The organism is Halorubrum sp. SD626R (assembly GCF_001261915.1).
Classification (GTDB): domain Archaea; phylum Halobacteriota; class Halobacteria; order Halobacteriales; family Haloferacaceae; genus Halorubrum.
Genome location: NZ_CVRT01000014.1, coordinates 1 through 11,444 on the forward strand (window position 1 = coordinate 1; position 11,444 = coordinate 11,444).

10 protein-coding genes and 2 pseudogenes are annotated in these 11,444 nt (G+C 69.4%); 6 read left to right on the forward strand and 6 right to left on the reverse strand.

All coding sequences use genetic code 11. The annotated features are described in order from the left end of the window. From SD626R_RS00625 to purE (SD626R_RS00635), 3 genes and pseudogenes are all read right to left on the reverse strand, one after another. Positions 1-262: pseudogene (locus SD626R_RS00625) on the reverse strand (NADH-quinone oxidoreductase subunit B); the annotation flags it as partial. After that, positions 262-678 (reverse strand): NADH-quinone oxidoreductase subunit A, encoded by a 417-nt coding sequence (locus SD626R_RS00630; RefSeq protein ID WP_092562085.1) that lies wholly within the window; start codon positions 676-678, stop codon positions 262-264. The pseudogene SD626R_RS00625 and the gene SD626R_RS00630, both read right to left, overlap by 1 nt. A 440-nt stretch (positions 679-1,118) precedes the next feature. Further along, positions 1,119-1,727, reverse strand: a complete 609-nt coding sequence (purE, locus tag SD626R_RS00635) for a 5-(carboxyamino)imidazole ribonucleotide mutase (RefSeq protein WP_092562073.1) — start codon at positions 1,725-1,727, stop codon at positions 1,119-1,121. Positions 1,728-2,021: 294 nt separating this feature from the next. On the opposite strand from purE (SD626R_RS00635), the gene SD626R_RS00640 reads away from it, so the two are divergent. The 3 genes from SD626R_RS00640 to SD626R_RS00650 all read left to right on the forward strand — a co-directional run bounded on the left by SD626R_RS00640 (position 2,022) and on the right by SD626R_RS00650 (position 5,582). Further along, the gene (locus SD626R_RS00640) at positions 2,022-2,957 is read left to right on the forward strand and encodes a sulfide-dependent adenosine diphosphate thiazole synthase (protein WP_092562076.1); all 936 of its coding nucleotides are present in this window, start codon (positions 2,022-2,024) and stop codon (positions 2,955-2,957) included. A gap of 524 nt (positions 2,958-3,481) precedes the next feature. Then, positions 3,482-5,239 carry a pyruvate kinase gene (gene pyk / locus SD626R_RS00645; protein ID WP_092562079.1) on the forward strand — a complete coding sequence of 586 codons (1,758 nt, stop codon included), beginning with the start codon at positions 3,482-3,484 and terminating at the stop codon, positions 5,237-5,239. A gap of 61 nt (positions 5,240-5,300) precedes the next feature. Then, complete coding sequence (locus tag SD626R_RS00650; RefSeq protein ID WP_092562082.1) at positions 5,301-5,582, forward strand: DUF7312 domain-containing protein; 282 nt, start codon at positions 5,301-5,303, stop codon at positions 5,580-5,582. 280 nt (positions 5,583-5,862) lie between these two features. Here SD626R_RS00650 and SD626R_RS00655 read toward each other — a convergent pair whose 3' ends face one another. The 3 genes from SD626R_RS00655 to SD626R_RS00665 all read right to left on the reverse strand — a co-directional run bounded on the left by SD626R_RS00655 (position 5,863) and on the right by SD626R_RS00665 (position 9,423). Then, positions 5,863-6,144, reverse strand: a complete 282-nt coding sequence (locus SD626R_RS00655) for a DUF7312 domain-containing protein (RefSeq protein ID WP_092562082.1) — start codon at positions 6,142-6,144, stop codon at positions 5,863-5,865. A gap of 61 nt (positions 6,145-6,205) precedes the next feature. Next, a complete protein-coding gene (gene pyk, locus SD626R_RS00660) occupies positions 6,206-7,963 on the reverse strand; it encodes a pyruvate kinase (protein ID WP_092562079.1) in 1,758 nt (585 codons plus the stop codon). 524 nt (positions 7,964-8,487) lie between these two features. Next, positions 8,488-9,423: a sulfide-dependent adenosine diphosphate thiazole synthase gene (locus tag SD626R_RS00665; RefSeq protein ID WP_092562076.1), complete on the reverse strand. Its 936-nt coding sequence runs from the start codon at positions 9,421-9,423 to the stop codon at positions 8,488-8,490. Between the two features lie 294 nt (positions 9,424-9,717). On the opposite strand from SD626R_RS00665, the gene purE (SD626R_RS00670) reads away from it, so the two are divergent. From purE (SD626R_RS00670) to SD626R_RS00680, 3 genes and pseudogenes are all read left to right on the forward strand, one after another. Beyond that, complete coding sequence (gene purE, locus SD626R_RS00670) at positions 9,718-10,326, forward strand: 5-(carboxyamino)imidazole ribonucleotide mutase (RefSeq protein WP_092562073.1); 609 nt, start codon at positions 9,718-9,720, stop codon at positions 10,324-10,326. Between the two features lie 440 nt (positions 10,327-10,766). Then, entirely contained in the window at positions 10,767-11,183 is a 417-nt protein-coding gene (locus SD626R_RS00675; protein ID WP_092562085.1) for an NADH-quinone oxidoreductase subunit A, read from the forward strand. After that, positions 11,183-11,444 (forward strand): annotated as a pseudogene (locus tag SD626R_RS00680) (NADH-quinone oxidoreductase subunit B); the annotation flags it as partial. The gene SD626R_RS00675 and the pseudogene SD626R_RS00680, both read left to right, overlap by 1 nt.

Below are 11,444 nucleotides of genomic sequence, written 5' to 3' on the forward strand. Positions count from 1 at the left end.
CGAACCGGTCGAGGTCGTGTTTCACCGCGTAGGTGTGCATCATCTCGATGCTGCAGCAGGCGATACCGAACTGCAGCATGAACATCGAGGAGCCGCGACACCAGTTCAGGAACTTGTCGAACTTAGTGAGGATGAACGGCGAGGAGCCGAACGCCTCGCGGAGGCGGGAGTTGAACCGGTCTCCCTGCCCGGTCATCCGGGCGTCCCGCGTCTCGGTCACGACTTGCGATTCGTCGGTGATGAATGGTTGATCGCTGCTCATTAGTTGAGGTCACGCTCCGTTTTTCTGCTGGTCGCGCGGGGGCTGCGGGCCCAGCTGATCGCCCCCGACCGCCACGCCCAGACGAGCCCGATCGCGAGGATCCCGACGAAGGCCAACATCGGCCACAGCAGGGCGGTCATCGGCACGCCGGCCTGGATCGCCGGGCGGTAGATGACGGCCCACGGGAACAGCAACACGGTCTCGATGTCGAACACGACGAACAACAGCGCGACCATGTAGTACTGGATGTTGAACCGGATCTTCGTCCCGCCGGTCGGGGTCTCACCGGACTCGTAGGTGGTGCTTTTACCGGTCTCAGGCACGCTCGGACGGAGCAACGCCGACACGGTCATCATCCCTATCGGGATGAGCAGGCCGACGGCCGCCAAGGCGCCGATCGCTATCCAATCGCTCATATAGGTCTCCGTAACGTGCTGGGGTTTGGACCGCCCCCTCATAAGCGTTGAGTCTTGTGCGTCCGCGTCCGTACGGGCCGGTATCGCCCGTTCGCGGTCGAAGCGGCGGCGAACTGACTGGCTGTCGCCGATCCGGATCGGCGTGCGAGTCGATCGGAGGAGTACCCTGACGGCGAACGGAGCGCACTCATGCACTTCCGCGCGGTGCGGTCGGCGCGAGCCAGCACGCGCGAGATCGCCGGCGCTACGCCCCGACGGCAAAGCCGCCGCCGACGGGGCTGGGGAGGTGTGAGGCTGCGTGCCGTGCAGTGCGGGGCGGGAATCAAAGGAGAGGCGCGCGTCGTGGCGCCTGGGGATCTGAAGATACTCACCGCGAAGTCAACGATCGCGTGTTACCGAGCGGCTGGGACTTTGGAGGTATCCGTCGCGCCGACGACTGATTACCGGTCTCTGAACCCGTCGATCCCGAGATCGTGGAGGTCCGCGGAGACGTCTGCGACGCCGCCCTTGAGGTCCTCGTGGTACTCGATCAGTCGCCCCTCTATCTCGTCGTGTTCGCGCGCGAGCACCTGCGCGGCCGAGAGGGCGGCGTTGAACGACTTCCCCGCGTCGACCGCGACGATCGGGGCGCCGGTCGGCATCCCGATGACCGAGTCGACCGACTTCTCCTGAACCGGGACGCCGATCACGGGGATCGGGTACGCGATCGACGCGGTCATGTTCGGGAGGTCGGCGGACTTCCCGCCCGCGCCCGCGATGACCACGTCGAGGCCGCGGTCGGCGGCGGTCTCGCCGTAGGCGTACATCAGTTCGGGCGTTCGGTGCGCGGAGACGACGTAGCTCTCGTAGGTGAACCGGGCGTCGGGCGCCTCGTCGAAGTCCGTCTGCTCCGCGAAGCCGAGCTCGTCGAGCGCCTCGTAGGCGCCCTCCATGACGGGGAGGTCAGAGTCGGAGCCCATGATGATCCCCACGTCCGGAGTCGTTTCGGGGTGGGCGTCCGCTGCGGCCTCCGCTTCGAGGCGGTCGATGAGATCCTGAACGGTCGGCATGGACGAGCGTTCGGCGGAGGCCGGTAAGGAAGTGCCGGATGCGGCGACGCCGGAGCCGACGAGGCTGGAGAGGCGCGAGGTGCGGTCGTTGTGCTGGGAGGGGCTCAAAGAGGCAGTCGCCGGCGGCTTCGCCGCCGGCTGCCAGAGGCGCCTTGCGCCTCGCAGCTGAGGCTTTGCGGGCGTTCACTGTCGATCCAGCCTCATCCGCTCATACACGAGCGAGCGGGCCTTCGGAGTGGTTCATCGCATATCGATCGCAACGCCTTTCACAACTAAGTAATATTACTAGGTTGTATGCACGGATTCGACGGCTTCAGCGACGTGAGCGAGACCGACGTGACGAAGGCGATCGGCAACGAGTGGACCGACGGGTTCCTCGATTTCACGGAGTCGGACGTGATCGTCCTCGGCGGCGGTCCCTCCGGCCTGATGGCCGCCAAGGAGCTGGCCGAGCGCGGCGTGAAGGTGATGATCGTCGAGAAGAACAACTACCTCGGCGGCGGCTTCTGGCTCGGCGGGTTCCTGATGAACACGGTCACCGTACGCGACCCGGCCCAGGAGATCCTCGACGACCTCGACGTCGACTACGATCCCGTCGAGGACGTGGACGGCCTCTACACCGCCGCCGGGCCGGAGGCCTGTTCCGGCCTGATCAAGGCGGCCTGCGACGCCGGGGCGCGCGTCCAGAACATGACGGAGTTCACCGACCTCGTCGTCCGCGACGACCACGAGGTCGGCGGGATCGTGATGAACTGGACGCCGGTCCACGCGCTCCCGCGCGAGATCACCTGCGTCGATCCCATCGCGGTCGAGTCCGACCTCGTCATCGACGCGACCGGTCACGACGCGGTCGCGATCAGCAAGCTCGACGAGCGCGGCGTCCTCTCGGCGCCGGGCATCGAGCACGCCAAGGAGCACAACACCGGCATGGACCAGACCGGCGACGACCAGTACGGCGCTCCCGGCCACGACTCGCCGGGCCACGACTCGATGTGGGTCGGCGAGAGCGAGGACCAGGTCGTCGAGCACACCGGCGTCGTCCACGACGGCCTGATCGCCTCGGGCATGGCGGTCGCGACCGCCCACGGCCTCCCGCGGATGGGTCCGACGTTCGGCGCGATGCTCGTCTCCGGGAAGCGCGCCGCGCAGGCCGCGCTCGACGAACTGGAGGTCGACGGACCCGCGGTCGAGCTTTCCGCCGGCGACGCGCCCGCCCCGGCCGACGACTGAGACGCAAAAACGCAGACGGGCGAAACCGCAGTTGTTCGTGTATGAGTCGCCGCTGACGCTCCGACTCCGAACCCCTCCACGCCCGCTGTGACTCGGGTATACGCGCTCGACCATTGACCGACAGCGAACACCGCCAAAGCCCCAGCCGTGAGGGCTCGGTGCGCTCGCTGCGCTCCTCGCTCAGTCACCCCGTTCCTTCGCTGCGGTGCTTGCGTCGCGCGCCTTCGCCCTCACGGCTGCCCCTTTGATTCCCGCCCCCGCACAGCACCGCAACCGCAGCCTCACGCCTCCCCAGCCTCGCGGCTCACGCTTCGCGGCTGCGCCGCTCGCGTTCGCCGCGTCCCTCGCGCGTGCGACTCGCGCCCTGCGGGCGCTCGTCGGCACGCGCCGCCGCACGTCCGATGACCAGCGATCGTCGCCGCCTATCCGAATCGCGGCTCTCACCCGGATCGTCCGTCACGAACGTTCACTCGGTCCCGACTCAACCGTGTGCCTTTTTCCGCCCCTGCGCCGAACCCGGCCGTATGCGCAACGCCAAGATCGTCTGCACGATCGGTCCCGCCTCGGACGAGCGGGACACGATCCGCGCCCTCGCCGACGCGGGGATGTCCGTCGTCCGGCTGAACGCCAGCCACGGGACGACGGCCCACCGCGAGAAGGTCATCGAGCGGGCCCGCGCGGTCGACGACGCGATCGACGACCCGCTCGCGGTGATGGTCGACCTGAAGGGCCCGGAGGTCCGCACCGCCGAGCTCGACGAGCCGATCCAGCTCGCGACGGACTCGGAGGTGACGTTCGTCGAGGGCGACGACGCCACGCCCGAGCGCGTGGGACTCACGCACTCCATCGCGGCGGCGGGACCGGGCGACACGATCCTCCTCGACGACGGGCGGATCGAGTGTCGCGTCGAGCGCGTCGACGGCGAGTCGGTCGTCGCGACCGTCGTCTCCGGCGGGAAGCTCAGCTCGCGGAAGGGCGTCAACCTCCCGGGCGTCGCCATCGACGTCGACCTGATCACGCCGGAGGATCAGGCGGAGCTCGACTTGGCCGTCCGGGCGAACGCCGACTTCGTCGCGGCCTCCTTCGTGCGCAACGCCGACGACGTCTACGAGGTCGCCGACGAGCTGGAGCAGCGCGGCGGCGACGACATCCCGGTCATCGCGAAGATCGAGCGGGCGGGCGCGGTCGAGAACCTCGACGGCATCGTCGACGCGGCGGACGGCGTGATGGTCGCCCGCGGCGACCTCGGCGTGGAGTGCCCGCTGGAGGACGTCCCCGTCATTCAAAAGCGGATCATCCGGAAGTGCGTCAACGCGGGCGTCCCCGTCATCACCGCGACGGAGATGCTCGACTCGATGGTTCACTCCCGCCGGCCGACCCGCGCCGAGGCCTCCGACGTCGCCAACGCGGTCCTCGACGGGACCGACGCGGTGATGCTCTCGGGCGAGACCGCGATCGGCGACGACCCGGTCAACGTCGTGGAGACGATGGACCGTATCGTCCGCGAAATCGAGTCGAGCGAGGAGTACGCCGAGACGCGCGAGCAGCGCGTCCCGGCCGCGGCGGAGGGCTCCCGGACCGAGGCGCTGGCGCGCTCGGCCCGCTATCTCGCCCGCGACATCGGCGCCTCGACCGTCGTCGCGGTCTCGGAATCCGGCTTCACGGCCCGCAAGACCGCGATGTTCCGCCCGGGCGTCCCCGTGGTCGCGACCACGCCGAACGACCGCGTCCGGCGTCAGCTCGCGCTCTCGTGGGGGGTCCGTCCCGTCCTGACGGAGTACGCCCCCGACATGGAGACGATCCTCGACAACGCGGTCGACGCCGCGCTCGACATCGGCGGGGCCTCCTCCGGCGACACGCTGGTCGTGCTCTCCGGCATGCTGACCGAGTTGGAGGGGACGAACACGACGAACACGCTGAAGGTCCACGTCGCGGCCGAGACGCTCGTGACGGGGAAGGCGACGGTCGCGGGGCGCGTCGCCGCTCCAGTCTACCGGACCGACGACGGCGACCTGAGCGAGGTCCCCGAGGGCTCGATCGTCGCGCTCGGTCCCGACTTCGAGAGCGAGTTCTCCGGCGACCTCGGTCGGCTCGCCGGGATCGTCGACGCCCACGAGGGGATGACCGGCTACCCCGCGGTCGTCGCCCGCGAGATCGGCGTCCCGATGGTCTCCGGCGCGACGCTCCCGGAGAGCGTCGCCGACGGCGACGTGGTCACCATCGACGGCGAGCGCGGCATCGTCTACGACGGCGACGTGATCGCGGCGGCGCGCAAGCGGTAGCCCGCGTTTCCTCCGAACCGCACCCACCAGCCATTTACCGCCGACGCGCCTACCCCTGAGCATGTCCAGCGACGAGAACGGCGGCGACGAGGCCGTCACCGGTGAGGACGCCGGCGACGGCGACACGCGGATCCGGGCGAACGAGACCCGGGCCGACGCCGAGGCGGGCGACGAGCGCCAGTGGCGGTTCGCCGTCGACGACGTGGGGCCGGACGGCGTCACCGAGGACACCGGCACGCCCGACGACGAGCCGATCGAGCCGGGAGCGATCGACGCCGAGAACGCCGCCCTGGTCGCGCTCGGCGTCGCGATCACGGTCGGCGTCCTCCTGTTCGGGTTCTGAGCCGCGCCCGGATCGCCGGAATCGCGCCGGCCTCCAGACCGCCGACGGCCCCGCGCGCACCATCACTTATGCCGACGCGCCCGTACGTCCGGACATGGATCTGCTCTCGGGACTCGGACCGCTCCTCCAGTCCGGACTGATCAGTCCGGACTGGAGGAGCGGTCCGAGTCCCGAGAGCAGATCCATGTCCGGACGTACGGGCGCGTCGGCATAAGTGATGGTGCGCGCGGGGCCGTCGGCGGTCTGGAGGCCGGCGCGATTCCGGCGATCCGGGCGCGGCTCAGAACCCGAACAGGAGGACGCCGACCGTGATCGCGACGCCGAGCGCGACCAGGGCGGCGTTCTCGGCGTCGATCGCTCCCGGCTCGATCGGCTCGTCGTCGGGCGTGCCGGTGTCCTCGGTGACGCCGTCCGGCCCCACGTCGTCGACGGCGAACCGCCACTGGCGCTCGTCGCCCGCCTCGGCGTCGGCCCGGGTCTCGTTCGCCCGGATCCGCGTGTCGCCGTCGCCGGCGTCCTCACCGGTGACGGCCTCGTCGCCGCCGTTCTCGTCGCTGGACATGCTCAGGGGTAGGCGCGTCGGCGGTAAATGGCTGGTGGGTGCGGTTCGGAGGAAACGCGGGCTACCGCTTGCGCGCCGCCGCGATCACGTCGCCGTCGTAGACGATGCCGCGCTCGCCGTCGATGGTGACCACGTCGCCGTCGGCGACGCTCTCCGGGAGCGTCGCGCCGGAGACCATCGGGACGCCGATCTCGCGGGCGACGACCGCGGGGTAGCCGGTCATCCCCTCGTGGGCGTCGACGATCCCGGCGAGCCGACCGAGGTCGCCGGAGAACTCGCTCTCGAAGTCGGGACCGAGCGCGACGATCGAGCCCTCGGGGACCTCGCTCAGGTCGCCGTCGTCGGTCCGGTAGACTGGAGCGGCGACGCGCCCCGCGACCGTCGCCTTCCCCGTCACGAGCGTCTCGGCCGCGACGTGGACCTTCAGCGTGTTCGTCGTGTTCGTCCCCTCCAACTCGGTCAGCATGCCGGAGAGCACGACCAGCGTGTCGCCGGAGGAGGCCCCGCCGATGTCGAGCGCGGCGTCGACCGCGTTGTCGAGGATCGTCTCCATGTCGGGGGCGTACTCCGTCAGGACGGGACGGACCCCCCACGAGAGCGCGAGCTGACGCCGGACGCGGTCGTTCGGCGTGGTCGCGACCACGGGGACGCCCGGGCGGAACATCGCGGTCTTGCGGGCCGTGAAGCCGGATTCCGAGACCGCGACGACGGTCGAGGCGCCGATGTCGCGGGCGAGATAGCGGGCCGAGCGCGCCAGCGCCTCGGTCCGGGAGCCCTCCGCCGCGGCCGGGACGCGCTGCTCGCGCGTCTCGGCGTACTCCTCGCTCGACTCGATTTCGCGGACGATACGGTCCATCGTCTCCACGACGTTGACCGGGTCGTCGCCGATCGCGGTCTCGCCCGAGAGCATCACCGCGTCGGTCCCGTCGAGGACCGCGTTGGCGACGTCGGAGGCCTCGGCGCGGGTCGGCCGGCGGGAGTGAACCATCGAGTCGAGCATCTCCGTCGCGGTGATGACGGGGACGCCCGCGTTGACGCACTTCCGGATGATCCGCTTTTGAATGACGGGGACGTCCTCCAGCGGGCACTCCACGCCGAGGTCGCCGCGGGCGACCATCACGCCGTCCGCCGCGTCGACGATGCCGTCGAGGTTCTCGACCGCGCCCGCCCGCTCGATCTTCGCGATGACCGGGATGTCGTCGCCGCCGCGCTGCTCCAGCTCGTCGGCGACCTCGTAGACGTCGTCGGCGTTGCGCACGAAGGAGGCCGCGACGAAGTCGGCGTTCGCCCGGACGGCCAAGTCGAGCTCCGCCTGATCCTCCGGCGTGATCAGGTCGACGTCGATGGCGACGCCCGGGAGGTTGACGCCCTTCCGCGAGCTGAGCTTCCCGCCGGAGACGACGGTCGCGACGACCGACTCGCCGTCGACGCGCTCGACGCGACACTCGATCCGCCCGTCGTCGAGGAGGATCGTGTCGCCCGGTCCCGCCGCCGCGATGGAGTGCGTGAGTCCCACGCGCTCGGGCGTGGCGTCGTCGCCCTCGACGAACGTCACCTCCGAGTCCGTCGCGAGCTGGATCGGCTCGTCGAGCTCGGCGGTGCGGACCTCCGGGCCCTTCAGGTCGACCATCACCGCGAGCGGGTCGTCGATCGCGTCGTCGACCGCGCGGGCCCGCTCGATGACCTTCTCGCGGTGGGCCGTCGTCCCGTGGCTGGCGTTCAGCCGGACGACGGACATCCCCGCGTCGGCGAGGGCGCGGATCGTGTCCCGCTCGTCCGAGGCGGGACCGATCGTGCAGACGATCTTGGCGTTGCGCATACGGCCGGGTTCGGCGCAGGGGCGGAAAAAGGCACACGGTTGAGTCGGGACCGAGTGAACGTTCGTGACGGACGATCCGGGTGAGAGCCGCGATTCGGATAGGCGGCGACGATCGCTGGTCATCGGACGTGCGGCGGCGCGTGCCGACGAGCGCCCGCAGGGCGCGAGTCGCACGCGCGAGGGACGCGGCGAACGCGAGCGGCGCAGCCGCGAAGCGTGAGCCGCGAGGCTGGGGAGGCGTGAGGCTGCGGTTGCGGTGCTGTGCGGGGGCGGGAATCAAAGGGGCAGCCGTGAGGGCGAAGGCGCGCGACGCAAGCACCGCAGCGAAGGAACGGGGTGACTGAGCGAGGAGCGCAGCGAGCGCACCGAGCCCTCACGGCTGGGGCTTTGGCGGTGTTCGCTGTCGGTCAATGGTCGAGCGCGTATACCCGAGTCACAGCGGGCGTGGAGGGGTTCGGAGTCGGAGCGTCAGCGGCGACTCATACACGAACAACTGCGGTTTCGCCCGTCTGCGTTTTTGCGTCTCAGTCGTCGGCCGGGGCGGGCGCGTCGCCGGCGGAAAGCTCGACCGCGGGTCCGTCGACCTCCAGTTCGTCGAGCGCGGCCTGCGCGGCGCGCTTCCCGGAGACGAGCATCGCGCCGAACGTCGGACCCATCCGCGGGAGGCCGTGGGCGGTCGCGACCGCCATGCCCGAGGCGATCAGGCCGTCGTGGACGACGCCGGTGTGCTCGACGACCTGGTCCTCGCTCTCGCCGACCCACATCGAGTCGTGGCCCGGCGAGTCGTGGCCGGGAGCGCCGTACTGGTCGTCGCCGGTCTGGTCCATGCCGGTGTTGTGCTCCTTGGCGTGCTCGATGCCCGGCGCCGAGAGGACGCCGCGCTCGTCGAGCTTGCTGATCGCGACCGCGTCGTGACCGGTCGCGTCGATGACGAGGTCGGACTCGACCGCGATGGGATCGACGCAGGTGATCTCGCGCGGGAGCGCGTGGACCGGCGTCCAGTTCATCACGATCCCGCCGACCTCGTGGTCGTCGCGGACGACGAGGTCGGTGAACTCCGTCATGTTCTGGACGCGCGCCCCGGCGTCGCAGGCCGCCTTGATCAGGCCGGAACAGGCCTCCGGCCCGGCGGCGGTGTAGAGGCCGTCCACGTCCTCGACGGGATCGTAGTCGACGTCGAGGTCGTCGAGGATCTCCTGGGCCGGGTCGCGTACGGTGACCGTGTTCATCAGGAACCCGCCGAGCCAGAAGCCGCCGCCGAGGTAGTTGTTCTTCTCGACGATCATCACCTTCACGCCGCGCTCGGCCAGCTCCTTGGCGGCCATCAGGCCGGAGGGACCGCCGCCGAGGACGATCACGTCCGACTCCGTGAAATCGAGGAACCCGTCGGTCCACTCGTTGCCGATCGCCTTCGTCACGTCGGTCTCGCTCACGTCGCTGAAGCCGTCGAATCCGTGCATACAACCTAGTAATATTACTTAGTTGTGAAAGGCGTTGCGATCGATATGCGATGAACCACTCCGAAGGCCCGCTCGCTCGTGTATGAGCGGATGAGGCTGGATCGACAGTGAACGCCCGCAAAGCCTCAGCTGCGAGGCGCAAGGCGCCTCTGGCAGCCGGCGGCGAAGCCGCCGGCGACTGCCTCTTTGAGCCCCTCCCAGCACAACGACCGCACCTCGCGCCTCTCCAGCCTCGTCGGCTCCGGCGTCGCCGCATCCGGCACTTCCTTACCGGCCTCCGCCGAACGCTCGTCCATGCCGACCGTTCAGGATCTCATCGACCGCCTCGAAGCGGAGGCCGCAGCGGACGCCCACCCCGAAACGACTCCGGACGTGGGGATCATCATGGGCTCCGACTCTGACCTCCCCGTCATGGAGGGCGCCTACGAGGCGCTCGACGAGCTCGGCTTCGCGGAGCAGACGGACTTCGACGAGGCGCCCGACGCCCGGTTCACCTACGAGAGCTACGTCGTCTCCGCGCACCGAACGCCCGAACTGATGTACGCCTACGGCGAGACCGCCGCCGACCGCGGCCTCGACGTGGTCATCGCGGGCGCGGGCGGGAAGTCCGCCGACCTCCCGAACATGACCGCGTCGATCGCGTACCCGATCCCCGTGATCGGCGTCCCGGTTCAGGAGAAGTCGGTCGACTCGGTCATCGGGATGCCGACCGGCGCCCCGATCGTCGCGGTCGACGCGGGGAAGTCGTTCAACGCCGCCCTCTCGGCCGCGCAGGTGCTCGCGCGCGAACACGACGAGATAGAGGGGCGACTGATCGAGTACCACGAGGACCTCAAGGGCGGCGTCGCAGACGTCTCCGCGGACCTCCACGATCTCGGGATCGACGGGTTCAGAGACCGGTAATCAGTCGTCGGCGCGACGGATACCTCCAAAGTCCCAGCCGCTCGGTAACACGCGATCGTTGACTTCGCGGTGAGTATCTTCAGATCCCCAGGCGCCACGACGCGCGCCTCTCCTTTGATTCCCGCCCCGCACTGCACGGCACGCAGCCTCACACCTCCCCAGCCCCGTCGGCGGCGGCTTTGCCGTCGGGGCGTAGCGCCGGCGATCTCGCGCGTGCTGGCTCGCGCCGACCGCACCGCGCGGAAGTGCATGAGTGCGCTCCGTTCGCCGTCAGGGTACTCCTCCGATCGACTCGCACGCCGATCCGGATCGGCGACAGCCAGTCAGTTCGCCGCCGCTTCGACCGCGAACGGGCGATACCGGCCCGTACGGACGCGGACGCACAAGACTCAACGCTTATGAGGGGGCGGTCCAAACCCCAGCACGTTACGGAGACCTATATGAGCGATTGGATAGCGATCGGCGCCTTGGCGGCCGTCGGCCTGCTCATCCCGATAGGGATGATGACCGTGTCGGCGTTGCTCCGTCCGAGCGTGCCTGAGACCGGTAAAAGCACCACCTACGAGTCCGGTGAGACCCCGACCGGCGGGACGAAGATCCGGTTCAACATCCAGTACTACATGGTCGCGCTGTTGTTCGTCGTGTTCGACATCGAGACCGTGTTGCTGTTCCCGTGGGCCGTCATCTACCGCCCGGCGATCCAGGCCGGCGTGCCGATGACCGCCCTGCTGTGGCCGATGTTGGCCTTCGTCGGGATCCTCGCGATCGGGCTCGTCTGGGCGTGGCGGTCGGGGGCGATCAGCTGGGCCCGCAGCCCCCGCGCGACCAGCAGAAAAACGGAGCGTGACCTCAACTAATGAGCAGCGATCAACCATTCATCACCGACGAATCGCAAGTCGTGACCGAGACGCGGGACGCCCGGATGACCGGGCAGGGAGACCGGTTCAACTCCCGCCTCCGCGAGGCGTTCGGCTCCTCGCCGTTCATCCTCACTAAGTTCGACAAGTTCCTGAACTGGTGTCGCGGCTCCTCGATGTTCATGCTGCAGTTCGGTATCGCCTGCTGCAGCATCGAGATGATGCACACCTACGCGGTGAAACACGACCTCGACCGGTTCG